This is a genomic window from Mesorhizobium sp. B2-1-3A, assembly GCF_006442655.1.
Taxonomy (GTDB): domain Bacteria; phylum Pseudomonadota; class Alphaproteobacteria; order Rhizobiales; family Rhizobiaceae; genus Mesorhizobium.
The window spans coordinates 860,663-874,804 of the sequence record NZ_VFWK01000001.1 but is presented as its reverse complement, the minus strand read 5'-3'; the positions used below and the strand labels follow the sequence as shown (position 1 = coordinate 874,804).

The 14,142-nt window shown below is 63.6% G+C and carries 9 protein-coding genes and 1 tRNA gene; 4 read left to right on the top strand and 6 right to left on the bottom strand.

Annotated features, from left to right (window positions below):
• The first annotated feature begins 43 nt into the window (after positions 1 to 43).
• Complete coding sequence (gene smc, locus FJ977_RS04310; RefSeq protein WP_140768842.1) at positions 44 to 3,502, top strand: chromosome segregation protein SMC; 3,459 nt, start codon at positions 44 to 46, stop codon at positions 3,500 to 3,502.
• A 51-nt stretch (positions 3,503 to 3,553) separates the two neighbouring features.
• Here the strand turns inward: smc and FJ977_RS04305 are convergent, their stop codons facing one another.
• Together FJ977_RS04305 and FJ977_RS04300 are read right to left on the bottom strand one after the other, a co-directional pair.
• Positions 3,554 to 3,901 (bottom strand): hypothetical protein, encoded by a 348-nt coding sequence (locus tag FJ977_RS04305; RefSeq protein ID WP_244735181.1) that lies wholly within the window; start codon positions 3,899 to 3,901, stop codon positions 3,554 to 3,556.
• 509 nt (positions 3,902 to 4,410) lie between these two features.
• Positions 4,411 to 6,048, bottom strand: a complete 1,638-nt coding sequence (locus tag FJ977_RS04300) for an ABC transporter substrate-binding protein (RefSeq protein ID WP_140768838.1) — start codon at positions 6,046 to 6,048, stop codon at positions 4,411 to 4,413.
• Positions 6,049 to 6,176: 128 nt separating this feature from the next.
• Here FJ977_RS04300 and FJ977_RS04295 point away from each other — a divergent pair, with 128 nt between their 5' ends.
• Positions 6,177 to 7,076: a LysR family transcriptional regulator gene (locus FJ977_RS04295; RefSeq protein ID WP_140768836.1), complete on the top strand. Its 900-nt coding sequence runs from the start codon at positions 6,177 to 6,179 to the stop codon at positions 7,074 to 7,076.
• An 86-nt stretch (positions 7,077 to 7,162) separates the two neighbouring features.
• On the opposite strand, the gene FJ977_RS04290 is transcribed toward FJ977_RS04295, so the two are convergent.
• The 4 genes from FJ977_RS04290 to FJ977_RS04275 form a co-directional block, all read right to left on the bottom strand.
• Complete coding sequence (locus FJ977_RS04290) at positions 7,163 to 8,035, bottom strand: phytanoyl-CoA dioxygenase family protein (protein WP_181179580.1); 873 nt, start codon at positions 8,033 to 8,035, stop codon at positions 7,163 to 7,165.
• Between the two features lie 456 nt (positions 8,036 to 8,491).
• Positions 8,492 to 9,172, bottom strand: a complete 681-nt coding sequence (locus tag FJ977_RS04285; protein ID WP_140768834.1) for a Crp/Fnr family transcriptional regulator — start codon at positions 9,170 to 9,172, stop codon at positions 8,492 to 8,494.
• Positions 9,173 to 9,372: 200 nt separating this feature from the next.
• Positions 9,373 to 9,447: transfer RNA gene (locus FJ977_RS04280), tRNA-Gln, on the bottom strand.
• A gap of 139 nt (positions 9,448 to 9,586) precedes the next feature.
• Entirely contained in the window at positions 9,587 to 9,931 is a 345-nt protein-coding gene (locus FJ977_RS04275; RefSeq protein ID WP_056563877.1) for a VOC family protein, read from the bottom strand.
• A 225-nt stretch (positions 9,932 to 10,156) separates the two neighbouring features.
• On the opposite strand from FJ977_RS04275, the gene ppdK reads away from it, so the two are divergent.
• On the top strand, positions 10,157 to 12,835 hold the full coding sequence (ppdK, locus tag FJ977_RS04270) for a pyruvate, phosphate dikinase (protein ID WP_140768832.1): 2,679 nt from the start codon (positions 10,157 to 10,159) through the stop codon (positions 12,833 to 12,835).
• A gap of 119 nt (positions 12,836 to 12,954) precedes the next feature.
• On the top strand, positions 12,955 to 14,058 hold the full coding sequence (locus tag FJ977_RS04265) for a glycosyltransferase family 9 protein (protein WP_140768830.1): 1,104 nt from the start codon (positions 12,955 to 12,957) through the stop codon (positions 14,056 to 14,058).
• The last annotated feature ends 84 nt before the right edge of the window (positions 14,059 to 14,142 follow it).

Below are 14,142 nucleotides of genomic sequence, written 5' to 3'. Positions count from 1 at the left end.
TGAAGCGGCAGCGTTTCGGCGCTCGCCTTTATGGGGCGCGTGAATGAAGTTCTCGCGCCTTCGCCTCCTCGGTTTCAAGTCGTTCGTCGAGCCCGGCGAGTTCGTCATCGAACGCGGCCTGACTGGCATTGTCGGGCCGAACGGCTGCGGCAAGTCGAACCTTGTCGAGGCGCTGCGCTGGGTGATGGGCGAAAGCTCCTACAAGAACATGCGCGCGTCCGGCATGGACGACGTGATCTTTTCCGGCTCGGGTACGCGGCCCGCGCGCAATACCGCCGAAGTCACGCTTTTCCTAGACAATACCGATCGCTCGGCGCCCGCCGCGTTCAACGATGCCGACGAATTGCAGGTGTCGCGCCGCATCGAGCGCGAGGCCGGCTCGCTCTATCGCATCAATGGCAAGGAAGCGCGTGCCAAGGACGTGCAGCTTCTGTTTGCCGACCAGTCGACCGGCGCGCGCTCGCCATCGATGGTCGGGCAAGGCCGTATCGGCGAACTGATCCAGGCCAAGCCGCAGGCGCGCCGTGCGCTGCTGGAAGAGGCGGCCGGCATTTCCGGCCTGCACACCCGTCGCCACGAGGCGGAACTGCGGCTGAAGGCGGCTGAACAGAACCTCGAACGCCTGGACGATGTCGTCGGCGAGCTGGAGAGCCAGATCGAGAGCCTCAAGCGCCAGGCGCGCCAGGCGTCACGCTTCAAGAACCTGTCGGCCGATATCCGCAAGGCCGAAGCGACATTGCTGCATCTGCGCTGGACGCTGGCCAAGACGCAGGAAGGCGAAGCGCGTTCGGCGCTGGCTGCCGCCACCGCCCTGGTCGGCGACCGCGCCGCCGCGCAGATGGCCGCCGCGAGGGAACAAGGCATCGGCGCCCACCGCCTGCCTGACCTGCGCGACGCGGAAGCCGCCGCTGCGGCCGCCTTCCAGCGCCTGTCGATCGCCAAGTCGCAGATCGAGGAGGAGGCCGGCCGCATCCGCAACCGCCAGGCCGAAATCGAGCGTCGGTTGCAGCAACTTGACGGCGACATCGCCCGCGAGGAGCGGATGGTGCGCGACAATGCCGATGTTCTCGAACGCCTGCGCACCGAAGAGGCTGTACTGAATTCCGAGAACGCCGGCGCCGCGGAACGCGAGGCCACCACCCGTGCGGCGTTCGAACAGGCGGCGTCGACGCTGGCGCAGAGCGAAGCCAAGCTCGCAGCGCTGACCGCCGAACGGGCCGAGGCCGCCGCCTCGCGCCATCAGATCGAACGGACGCTGCGCGAAACCGCTGAGCGCCGCGACCGCTTCGCCCGGCAACTCGCCGAGGTCGACCGCGAATTGTCGGACATCCTCTCCAAGGTGGCTGGCCTGCCGGATCCGGCCGAAAAGCGGGTGCTGGTCGAACAGGCCGTGGCGCTGCTCGAAGAATCCGAGGCGGCGGTGGCGCAGGCCGAGCAGTCGGTCATCGATGCCCGTGCCGCCGAAAGCGCCGCCCGGCCGCCGCTTCAGGACGCCAGGGCCGAGCTGGCGGGCATCGAGACCGAAGCGCGTACCCTGGCCAAGATACTCAATGCCGCCAGCGGCGATCTCTTCCCTTCGGTGCTTGAGCAGATCAGCGTCGAGCGCGGCTTTGAGACGGCGCTGGGTGCGGCGCTTGGCGAAGACCTCGACGTGCCGCTCGACCGCAGCGCACCGGTGCATTGGGGCGAAAGCCAGATCCAGCCCGGCGACGCGGTCCTGCCGGACGGCATCAAGAGCCTGGCCAGCGTGGTTCGTGCCCCCGCGCAATTGGCTCGCCGACTGGCGCAGATCGGCATCGTCGAGGCGGCCGACGGCCGCCGGCTGCAGGCGCTGCTTGCGCCGGGCCAGAGGCTGGTCAGCCGCGAAGGCGCGCTTTGGCGCTGGGACGGTCTCACGGCCAGCGCCGATGCGCCGACGGCCGCTGCCCAACGGCTGGCGCAGAAGAACCGGCTTGCGGAACTAGATGCCGAAGCGGTGCAGGCGACGCTTGTCCTGCGTCAGGCCGAGGAGGCACTGGCACAGGCCGAACAGGCGCTTCGCCAGGCAAGCGAGGCCGAACGCAACACGCGCCAGGCCGGACGCGACGCCCAGCACCGCTTGGACGCTGCCCGCAATGCGCTGGCCGACGCCGAAAAGGCGGGCGGCGAGCTGTCGAGCCGGCGCGCGGCCCTCGACGAGGCCCGCGCGCGCATCGTCGACAGCCATGAGGAAACCTCGGCGGCTTTCGTCGAGGCCGAAATGCTGCTGCAGGACGCGCCCGATCTCGGCGACCTGCAATTGCAGCTCGAACAGTCCTCGGCCAATGTCTCGCGCGACCGCGCCACGCTTGCCGATGCGCGCGCCGTCCATGAGGGATTGCGGCGTGAAGCCGAGGCGCGCGCACGCCGGCTCGATGCCATCGGCGCCGAACGCAGCAACTGGCTGGTGCGCGCCGAAAACGCCTCGACGCAGATTGCCTCGCTCGGCGACCGCAAGGCCGAGGCCGAGGCCGAGCGCGAACGCCTGGCTGATGCTCCCGACGAGATCGACGCCAAGCGGCGCGCGCTGCTGTCGCAACTCACCGAGGCGGAGACCTTGCGCAAGGCGGCCGCCGATCGCCTGCAGGAAGCGGAGAACAGGCAGGCCGAACTGGACAAGCTGGCTACATCAGCCATCCAGTCGCTGGCCGAGGCGCGCGAGACCCGTGCCCGTACCGAGGAAAGGCTGACGGCGGCCGACGAGCGCCGTCTTGAGGTCGAGGCTCGCATCCAGGAAACGCTGAACACGCCGCCGCATCTGGTCATTCGCCATACCGGCCTGGAAGTCGACGCTCCGATGCCCGAGATGGCCGAGATCGAACGCCAGCTCGACCGCTTGAAGATCGAGCGCGAACGGCTCGGCGCCGTCAATCTGCGCGCCGAGGAAGAGCAGAAGGAGCTCTCCGACCGGCTGGAGGCGATCGTTTCCGAGCGCGAGGACATCATCGAAGCGATCCGCAAGCTCAGGCAAGCGATCCAGAGCCTCAATCGCGAAGGCCGCGAGCGGCTTCTCGCCGCCTTCGACGTGGTCAACAGCCATTTCCAGCGCCTGTTCTCGCACCTGTTCGGTGGCGGCACGGCGGAATTGCAGCTGATCGAATCCGAGGATCCGCTCGAGGCAGGCCTCGAAATTCTTGCCCGCCCGCCGGGCAAGAAGCCGCAGACCATGACGCTGCTGTCGGGCGGTGAGCAGGCGCTGACGGCGATGTCGCTGATCTTCGCCGTCTTCCTGACCAATCCGGCGCCGATCTGCGTCCTCGACGAAGTCGATGCGCCGCTCGACGATCACAATGTGGAACGCTTCTGCAATCTCATGGACGAGATGGCCAAGACCACCGAGACGCGCTTCGTCATCATCACGCACAATCCGATCACGATGGCCCGGATGGACCGGCTGTTCGGCGTCACCATGGCCGAGCAGGGCGTGAGCCAACTCGTATCGGTCGATCTGCAGGCCGCTGAAGCGATGCGCGAGGCGAGCTGACACGTCCGGGCTGACAGCGCTCCAGCCGTCAGCACAATGTGCGATTGGCGGTCAGCCTCGACGGCGCATGAGCCAGCTTGCACAACCCGCCGCCACGAGCCCGAACGCGATGCCGATACAATCGGCAACCCAGTCGAACACATCGAAATCGCGGGCTATCTCCGACGTCCCCTGAAGGACTTCGATCGCAGCTCCGACCGCGGCCAGGAAAATGACCAGCCAGAGCTTGCGCTTGGGCCAACCCAGGCTGCCAAGCGCGGCCAGGACGGCGAATGCGCTGGCGTGATTGAGCTTGTCATCGCTGAAACCGACATCGATCCCGAATTGCTCGAGCCAAGGCTCCGGCAGCAGCGCGAGGATAAGAACCGCAACGAACGTAACGACAAATGCGGTTCGCAAGACGACTGAGCAGGATGTCATTGTGCCCCAACAGCGATTTCGACCGCCCTGAGGTCGAAGCCTGCCGACTGAACCCGATGCACCAGGCAGGAGAAGCGCAGAGCGTCACGATTGCATCGGATCGTCGGAAAAGCAACGAGGTTTCGCCTGCATGGAAGGGTGAATTTTCCCGTTTTTCGGGAAGGTCGTTGGCTGTCAAAGCGGGTTCCGCTTCATTTCGGCAAAGATAAGCTCTCCTGGTGAACTGGAGCTTCTCGACGATGACAGACGCGGAAACCGGGATTTCTCGTATGCCTGATGGTCCGGCGGACCTGGCGACACGGCCACGGATCCTTGCGGATCTGTCGCGGCAAGGCACGTGTGGACGCATCTGCGCGACGTGCCCGATGCGAAGCCTGAGCTGCTCCTCATCGGCTTTCGATAGTGTTGCCGTGGGGCGAAATGCTCGGTGAGGTGAAAAGAAATGGCAGGGCGCCGCCGCGGAAGGCGCCGCCCTGCCATCCTGATGATCACGCGGCGAGCCAGGCCCTGGTGAAATCCTGCTCATAGGCCTGATGCATCTGATAGCCCATCAAGGCAGGTTTCATATGGCAGAACAGCTTTCGCCAGTAAGGCTGAACGATGATGCCGGATTCCTGCAGCATCAGCTGCAATTCCTTCATCACCGCGCGGCGCTGGTCCGGATCGGCAATGGCATTGGCCTTGTGAACCTTGGCATCGAACGCCGGATCGGCAAACCCTGTCTCGTTCCATGCAGAGCCGCTCTGATAGGCAAGCGCATAGGTCTGGATGCCGAGCGGGCGGGCGTTCCAGTTGGTCGTCGCGAAGGGATACTTGGTCCAATCGTTCCAGAATGCCGATTCCGGGATGACTGTGCGCTTCACCTTGAAGCCGGCGTCGCGCATCTGCTGGGCGACGACGTCGGAGCTTTCCTTGCGGTAGTCGGCTTCGACAGAGATCAGATCGAACTCGAAATCGAGCTGGCCGGCTTCTTCCAGCAGCGCCTTGGCCCGGACCGGGTCGCGCTTGATCGGCGGCAGGTCGGCATGCTCAGGGTGCATCGGTCCGACGTGATCGTTCTGCGCCACCATGCCCATGCCGTTGGCGCCGAGCTGCAGCACCGCTTCATTGTCGACCGCAAGCTGAATGGCATTGCGCACACGCTTGTCGTCGTAGGGCTTGGCGTTGACGTTGCAGCGCGAGACGATGGTGGCGGCGGTGACGATCTCGCTCTTCTTCAGGCCCAGCCCGTCGAGCATGGCGACGTCATAGGACTGCGTCTGGCCGTTCAAATCGATCTCGCCCGATTCGAAAGCAGAGACGGTGGCGGCCGAGTCGGTGCCGTAGTCGACCCAATCGATGCCATCCAGGAAAACCTCGCCGCCCCACCACGAGCCTTCCGGCCGCTTGCGCACCGAGGCGGCGACGCCGACATCGAGCTTCTTGAGTTCGAACGGGCCGGTGGAAACGGGATTTGCCGACAGGGCCGCCTCTTTCGGATTGAAGCTGCGATGCACGATCAATGCCGGGTAATCCGTCATCGCCGGGATGATGGTGATGTCGGGTTGCGACAGTTTGAGCGCCACGGTGTGGTCATCGCGGATCGTGATCGCGCCGGCCCGCGCCACCTTGGTGTCGGGATCGATCAGCGAACTCATGCGCCCGGCCATGGAGTTGCCGGCGGCACCCTTCTCGCACCATCGCGTGATGTTGAAGGCAACATCGGTGGCGGTGAAATCGTCGCCGTTCGACCATTTCACGCCTGGGCGGACCTTGAGCACGTACTCCGTGGCGTCCGTGTTGATTTCCCAGCTCTGCAGCAGGACTGGCTCGAAGGTGAAATCCGGCTTCCAGCGCACCAGCGGTTCGAGAAATTGCATGGCGATGTTGCCCATCTGCGAAACCTTGAAACTGCGCGGATCCTCCAGTTCCATCACCTGCATGGCGACGCGTACGACACCGCCCATCCTGGGCTGGGCCGCTTCTTCAGCCAGAGCCGGAACCGGCTGGCCGATGAGGCCGTAGGCGACCGCCGTGCTGGCGCCAAAGGCGCTGGCCAGCGCCAGGAATTCGCGGCGGCTGAGCGCGCCATTTTTTGTACCCCGCGCAAAAGCGTCGATCGCGGGATGAAGAGGCTTGGATGTCATATCGTTTCTCCCATTGTTGATTTTACGTCCAAATTCGGTGGAATGCCCTTGCCGCACGATCGCCGGGCGCTGTCTTCTGCCGGAAGCCGCGAAGGGTGGAGCAGACGCGGCGGCGAGGGGAAGCCAGGATGAATCTTCTGACGGCCATGCGGGTGTTCGACCGGGTCTGCCTGCTGGGCAGCCTCTCGGCGGCGGCGCGCGATCTCAACATGTCGACCACGGCGGTCAGCCGCATGATCAAGGATCTGGAGGAGGATCTTGGCGTGCGTCTCATCAACCGCACCACAAGGCGCCTCAGCCTCACCGAGGCGGGACGTGACTATGCTCCCCGGGCCCGCAGCCTGCTGGACGACATCTCGGAACTGCAGGATTCGACGCGCGGCCTGCACAAGGAGACGCGCGGGCTGATTCGGGTTTCCTGCTCCAATGTCCTTGGCCACACGCGCATCACCAAGCTGGTGCCGAAATTCCTGGAAGAGAATCCGCTCACCAGCATCGAGTTCGACCTGACCGCGCGCTACGTCGTCGGCATTGTCGAGGAGGGCTACGATGTCGCCATCCGTTTCGGCGGACAGGCTGATTCCGCGTTGATCGCGAGGCGCCTTGGCGAGGTTCGCAACTATGTCTGCGCCACGCCGGACTACTGGAACAGAAATGGCCGGCCGACCCATCCGGACCAGCTGGCAAGCCATTCCTGCGTGTTGAGCAACTTCGCCAAGCGGCTGGGCACATGGCCGTTCATAGGGCCCGACGGGCCGTTCGACGCCGCCATTGGCGGGCGCATCTCGACCAACAGCGTGGAGGCCGCCTATCAGATGACCATCGCCGGCTTCGGCATCGGCAACCTGCCGAGCCTTCTGGTTGATGCCGCGATCCGGGACGGCCGTCTGGAGGTGCAGCTTGACGAGTTTCACCCGGGCTCCAGCCCGATCTACGCGCTCTATCCGCACCGCACCTATATCGCCGCCAAGGTGCGCGCCTTCGTCGATTTCCTGATGCGCGAACTGTCGGCGGATTTCACCGCCTGAGACTTTGCGAGGCCGCTGGTGAACGCAGCCAGGGGCCCGGCGCGAACGCCAGGCCCCTTTTGCCCCCGTCGCCCGGCGCGGCAATGTCATTTCCACCAGGCGGTGGTGTCGTACATCGGTCCCGGCTCCTCGAAGAGCTTTTCGTATTTGCACAGCGTCGGCGTCTCGCCGAGCGGCACGGAGACGCCATCCCGGAACGCCCATTCGCCGCGCTGCGTCGAGTCCGCCCGCACATAGCTCGACAGGGCGAAGGCGCGGTCGTGCTGCGACTTGTTCGGCGAGGAGCCGTGCACGGTAAGCAGTCCCCACATGGCAAGGTCGCCCGGCTCCAGCACCAGCGGAACGATGGTCGCCGGGTCGATGCCGACCTTGCGCAACTCCTCCTCGGCGGTCAGGCCCTTCATCAGCTCGCCGGTTCCCTCGTCCGAGAGGCCGAGATAGCCGAGTTTGTGGCTACCGGGCACGACCTGGAGGCAGCCATTGTCGAGCGTCGCGCGGTCGACGGCGAGGCCGGTGGTCACGGTCGCGTCGGCGACATTGTCGAAGGCGGCCTGGTTGCGGAAACGCAGGTCCTGGTGGAAGCGGTAACCCGTGACATTGGCGCCTGGCGGCTTCCAGTGCAGTTGCTGGGCGATTTGCCTGATGTCGCGGCCAATCAGCCCCTCGAGCAGTTTCAGATAGTCCGGGCTGCGCCGGAATTGCTCGAAATAGGAATTGATCCAGGAAAACCAGTAGGCCTGCAGCACGTAACGCTGGCCGAAATCCGACTCGGGCAGAATCTGGAAGCTGAGATTGCCATGCCTGTAGGTGGCGTGATGCTTGAGCCCTTCGGCGTAGACATCATCCGTTTCCTTCTTCAGTCGGGCCATCTCGTCGCCGTCGACGAACTGTCGAACGATCGCATATCCTTCCTCGCGGTACTGCTCCACCGCCTCGCGTGCCTGCTTGTCCGTCAACATGTCTTTGACAACCCCTGTCTGGTGATCCGTGGCGATCGTAACAAAGGGATTGCAGGCGATAAGTCGTGGATTCTGGCATCGACTTTCCCGAATATCGGAAAAATACCGCTGGCGAACGCGAGCGTGAATCCGGATCCGGGTGTCCGCTCGCAAAGATCGCGGCGTCTGGCCCGGACGCAGCGCATCCAGCGTGCCATATGATGTAACCAACGCAGTGGCGTCACCCGCAACCCAAACGGGAGGCCGGCGCGTCCGCTGTTGGGGGGCTTTGGACGGACGCGCCGTGTCACCAACAACGCGCCATCTTGTCGACGCACGCAAATGGTCTGCGTTGCGCGGGCGGGCACGCCGTCTCGCCGAGATGGCCTTGCATTGCAGGCCCGGTCCGGAGGGTGGGACCAGCACGAAATCTAACATGGCTTGAAGTGGTTTGGCTGTTCCATACGGAACAGATCCTCAGAGGTCCCTATCCCTGAGCTTAGGATTGTCATGCAGGACGACATTCAGCAGCGAACTGTGTACCTTCAAATCCCCATTATATTGGATGAAGCCCAGCTTGCGGAACTTATTCATGAAGGTGCTCACGCGCGACCTTGTGGTGCCGATCATCTCCGCGAGCGTCTGCTGGCTTATGTTCGCTATGACGCGCTGCGGGCTCTCCTCCTTGCCGAAATTCGCCATCAGAAGAAGCAACCTCGCCAAACGCTTCTCGCTTGAATTGAAAAGCTGGTCCACCAAGTCCCCTTCGACGCGGGCGTTCCTTGCCAGTAAGTAAGATATGAATAACTCCGAGAACTTTGGCTCTTCTCTCAGCACCCGCGTGATTGACGCTCTATCAAGCCGCATGACGACGCTGTGCACCATTGCAGAAACGGTGGCCAACCGAAGCGGCTGGCCGGACAGGCAGCCTTCGCCGAAGAAGTCCCCGCTCTGGTGAAGAGCAACGATCGCTTCTTTGCCCTGTTCGGACACGATGCTGACCTTGACCTTGCCCTTCTGGATGTAGAAGACGGAATCCGCCGGATCGCCTTGCGAATAAACCGTCTCATTCTCGAGATACGTTGCTATCGTCCTCCCGCCGTCCACCGTACTAAGGAAGACGTTCACGTTGAAGGAACGGTTGCTGGTCTTGGCCACGACGGGTTCCAAATTCGCTAACGAGCCATTCTAACGCAGCCTGCGTATCAGGAAAATCGCTTTGATTGATGACGGTGGCCCGCTTCGACGAAAGTCATGCCGTGGCAAGCATTCATCGCTCGCCTGACCTCGCATTCCTTTTTGTCATCCCGACGAGGCGTGAGACCGGCCCCAATGACAACCGGACGCACCTGTAGGGGTGGCTGGGGCGCCAGGATTCGAACCTGGGAATGTCGGTACCAAAAACCGATGCCTTACCACTTGGCGACGCCCCAATAGCCGTCAGAGTCGCTTGTGCGGCGCGTTATTAGCAGAGCAGCCGAAAAGCACAATGCCAAAGCACAATGCTCATGAGTGACGCTAGAACACTCGGCTGGCCTGCGGCGCCTTGCCGCCAGATGGTCCATGAACAGGCTATTGGGACCACACTGCCAGCTCATTGCCGGCCGGATCGACGAAGTGGAAGCGTCGGCCGCCGGGAAATGCGAAGATCGGCTTGACGATCGTGCCGCCGGCGCTTTCGACGGCGCCAAGCGTTTCCTCGAGGTCGTCGCTGTAGAGCACGGGCAGCGGCTTGGCCGGTGCTTCCGCGGCATCGGCCTGGAAACCGCCATCAAGGCCCTCTGCGAAGGCCGAATAGGTGGGACCGTAGTCGGTGAACGACCAGGCAAAGGCGGAACTGTAGAAAGCCTTCAGCCGATCCAGCGTGCCGCCGGTCGCCGGCATTTCCAGATAGTCGAGTTTTCCAGTCAGTTTCATGGGACACCTATTTGTTCCCTTTATGTTCTAGCTGTCGAACCGTGAGGTGGCAAGTCTTTTTGCCGCATGTCCGGGCCGGGCTTTTTCTTAATCGATTGTAGCGGCGGAACGGCTTTTCCGGTGCTTGCCTTTCGCACTGCAGCATCATATCGGTCCAAAGTCGGACCAGGGCGGAACTTTCCGTTTCGCCAATCTTTCCAATCTCCTGCAACCGGAGAGCAAAGCATGACCAAATGGGTTTTCACCTTTGGCGATGGTGCGGCGGAAGGCCGTGCCGGCGACAAGAATCTGCTGGGCGGCAAGGGCGCCAACCTTGCCGAAATGTGCAGCCTGGGCCTGCCGGTGCCGCCGGGCTTCACCATCACCACCGAGGTCTGCAATGCCTATTACGCCAATGGCCGCGCCTATCCGGCGGGGTTGGAAGCCGATGTCGCGATCGCGCTCGATCACATTGGCCGGCTGACCGGCCGCCAGTTCGGCGATCCGTCGAAGCTGCTGCTCGTGTCGGTACGCTCCGGGGCTCGCGCGTCGATGCCAGGCATGATGGACACTGTGCTCAATCTCGGTCTCAACGACGAGACCGTCGAGGCGTTGGCCGCCGATTCCGGCGATGCGCGCTTTGCCTATGACAGCTACCGCCGCTTCATCCAGATGTATTCCGATGTCGTCATGGGCCTCGATCACGAGGTGTTCGAGGAGATCCTGGAAGACCAGAAGGCCGGCCTCGGCCATGAACTCGACACCGAGCTGACGGCCATCGAATGGCAAGGCGTGATCGCGCTCTACAAGGCCAAGGTCGAGGAAGAGCTCGGCAGGCCGTTTCCGCAGGATCCGCAAGAACAGCTTTGGGGCGCCATCGGCGCCGTGTTCTCGAGCTGGATGAACAACCGAGCCATCACATACCGGCGTCTGCATGACATCCCCGAAAGCTGGGGCACTGCGGTCAACGTGCAAGCCATGGTGTTCGGAAATATGGGCGAGACCTCGGCCACCGGCGTCGCCTTCACCCGCAATCCGTCGACCGGTGAAAAGCAGCTCTATGGCGAGTTCCTGGTGAACGCGCAGGGTGAGGATGTCGTCGCCGGTATCCGCACGCCGCAGAACATCACCGAGGCGGCCCGCATCGCCGCCGGCTCCGACAAGCCGTCGCTGCAGAAGCTGATGCCCGACGCCTTCCAGTCCTTCGTCACCATCTCCGACAGTCTGGAAAAGCATTACCGCGACATGCAGGATCTTGAATTCACCATCGAGCGCGGCAAATTGTGGATGCTGCAGACCCGCTCCGGCAAGCGCACCGCGAAGGCGGCGCTGAAGATTGCGGTCGAGATGGCCAGGGACGGCCTGATCTCGAAGGAGGAGGCTGTCGCCCGCATCGATCCGGGCTCGCTCGACCAGTTGCTGCATCCGACCATCGACCCGAAAGCCGCGCGTGACGTCATCGGCGTCGGTCTGCCGGCCTCGCCGGGCGCTGCCACCGGCGAGATCGTCTTTTCCTCCGGCGAGGCCGAGGATCTGAAGACCCAAGGCCGCAAGGCGATCTTGGTGCGCATCGAGACCAGCCCCGAGGACATCCACGGCATGCATGCGGCGGAAGGCATCCTGACCACGCGCGGGGGCATGACCAGCCATGCCGCCGTTGTCGCGCGCGGCATGGGCAAGCCTTGCGTGTCGGGCGCCGGCTCGCTGCGCGTCGACTACAAGGCGGGCACGCTGATCTCGATGGGGCAGACCTTCCGCAAGGGCGACATCATCACCATCGACGGCGGCAATGGCCAGGTGCTGAAGGGCGCGGTTGCCATGCTGCAGCCGGAACTGTCGGGCGATTTCGCCGCCATCATGGAATGGGCGGATGCCGTGCGCCGCATGAAGGTGCGCACCAATGCCGAAACGCCGCTCGATGCCCGCATGGCGCGCTCCTTCGGCGCTGAAGGCATAGGGCTTTGCCGTACGGAACACATGTTCTTCGACGGTGACCGCATCGTCGCCATGCGCGAGATGATCCTGGCCGACACCGAGAAGGACCGGCGCGCCGCCCTGGCCAAGCTTCTGCCCATGCAGCGCTCGGATTTCCTGGAACTGTTCGAGATCATGGCAGGCCTGCCGGTGACGATCCGCCTGCTCGATCCGCCACTGCACGAATTCCTGCCCAAGACCGAGGCCGAAATCGCCGAGGTCGCCGCCGTCATGAATGTATCGGCCGACAAGCTCAGGCAGCGCACCGAGGCCCTGCACGAATTCAACCCGATGCTTGGCCATCGCGGCTGCCGGCTGGCCGTCTCCTATCCGGAGATCGCGGAGATGCAGGCACGCGCTATTTTCGAGGCTGCCGTCGAAGCCGGCAAGAAGGCCGGCGCGCTGGTGGTGCCCGAGATCATGGTGCCGCTGGTCGGCCTCGTGAAGGAACTCGACTATGTGAAGGCGCGCATCGATGCGGTCGCCAAGAGCGTCATGGACGAGACCGGCGTCAAGATCGACTATCTGACTGGAACCATGATCGAACTGCCGCGTGCGGCGATCCGTGCCCATGTAATCGCCGAGTCGGCCGAGTTCTTCTCCTTCGGCACCAACGACCTTACCCAGACCACCTTCGGCATCTCACGCGACGATGCGGCCTCGTTCCTGGAGACTTATCGCCAGAAGGGCATCATCGAGCAGGATCCGTTCGTCTCGCTCGACATCGACGGTGTCGGCGAACTGGTGCGCATGGCCGCGCAAAAGGGCAGGGCGACACGGCCTGAGATCAAGCTCGGCATCTGCGGCGAACATGGCGGCGATCCCTCGTCGATCCGTTTCTGCGAGGAGGTCGGTCTCGACTATGTGTCGTGCTCGCCCTATCGCGTGCCGATCGCCAGGCTGGCGGCCGCGCAGGCCGCGGTGCAGGTAGCAAAGACGGGGCGCGGATAGGGCGATCAAAGCTTACGGTTTTGTATGAAAACTCACGCGAACGTGCTGAAGGCATTGCGTAATATCGACATTGTTCCTGCCCAATTTGCGGACGGCCCGCCAATTGTCCCGGGAATCACATGTTGCAGATATCACCCGCGCCGTTCCGCTCGATCCTGGTCATTCAAACGAAGTTCATAGGCGACATCGTCCTCGCCTCGACGCTCGCCAGGAACCTGCAACTCGAATTCCCCGGCGCCAGGATCGTGTTCCTCTGCGAGGCGCAGTTCGAAAGCTTCGTGGTCGCGCATGGTATCGCCTCGGAAGTGGTTACCTTCAGGCGATCCCGCATGCGCGGCACCGCGCTGGAGCGTGGAAAAGAGCTCTATGCCATGGTGCGGGCCCTACGCGGCTTCCGCTTTGACCTTACGATCGACCTGACCGATTCAAAGACCTCGCGCATCATCAGCGGGTTCGTCAACGCCAAGACCCGCGTCGGCTACAATCCTCCCGAACGGCCTCTGAAGCTGCTGGAGCGGCAACCCGCCAATGTGTTTGCCAAGCCGTTCGGATTTGGCGGCCAGCATTTTGTCTATCGCTATCTTTCGCCCATTGAAGCGCTCGGCCTCGATCTGCGCGTGACGGTGCCAAGCATTCAGCCTCTGCCGTTCGAGACCCTGAAAGCCTTGGCGCTTCTGGGCAAGCATGGTCTCGACCCAAACGGCTTCGTCGCGGTGCACGCGGGAGCGAGTTTCAAGGGCCGGCAATGGCAGCCCGAACGCTTTGCCGAGGCGATCGACGAGATTGCAACCGACACCGGATTGGGCTTCGTGCTGGTCGGAGGGCCGGAGGAGCAGGGGACCGCCGCGCGGATCATCGCCAGGACGGCGACGCCGGTCGCCGACCTTGTCGGGACGCTGTCGCTCGAGACCTTGTTGGCTGTGCTCAAGCAGGCGCGGCTGTTTCTCGGCAACGAGAGCGGCCCGATGCATATGGCCGCGGCCGCGGGCACACCCGTTGTCGGCCTCTTCGGTATGACGAACCCGTCGCGCTGGGGGCCTCTCGGCGTGCCCAGCATCGCGCTTCGTCCGCCGATGCCGTGCGACTGCGTGGCCAAGGGCTTGTGCCGCCGGACCGACCCCCGCAAGGCGTGCTGCGTCTGGCGCCTGGAAGTGAAACCTGTCGTCGAGGCGGCGCGCGAGGTCCTTGCGCGCACCGAGATGAAGCGGGAACGCGCTGTCTGAACGGCTGTCGCCGGATGGATCATTCGCAAGGCCGGCGGTCAAATTGCCGCGCCATGCATTTTTCTGCTACCCATCGTCCCGATT

Coding starts and splice junctions, on each gene's coding strand:
- smc (WP_140768842.1), top strand. CDS start 44: ATGAAGTTCTCGCGCCTTCGCCTCCTCGGTTTCAAGTCGTTCGTCGAG.
- FJ977_RS04300 (WP_140768838.1), bottom strand. CDS start 6,048: ATGACATCCAAGCCTCTTCATCCCGCGATCGACGCTTTTGCGCGGGGT.
- FJ977_RS04295 (WP_140768836.1), top strand. CDS start 6,177: ATGAATCTTCTGACGGCCATGCGGGTGTTCGACCGGGTCTGCCTGCTG.
- FJ977_RS04290 (WP_181179580.1), bottom strand. CDS start 8,035: ATGTTGACGGACAAGCAGGCACGCGAGGCGGTGGAGCAGTACCGCGAG.
- FJ977_RS04275 (WP_056563877.1), bottom strand. CDS start 9,931: ATGAAACTGACTGGAAAACTCGACTATCTGGAAATGCCGGCGACCGGC.
- ppdK (WP_140768832.1), top strand. CDS start 10,157: ATGACCAAATGGGTTTTCACCTTTGGCGATGGTGCGGCGGAAGGCCGT.
- FJ977_RS04265 (WP_140768830.1), top strand. CDS start 12,955: ATGTTGCAGATATCACCCGCGCCGTTCCGCTCGATCCTGGTCATTCAA.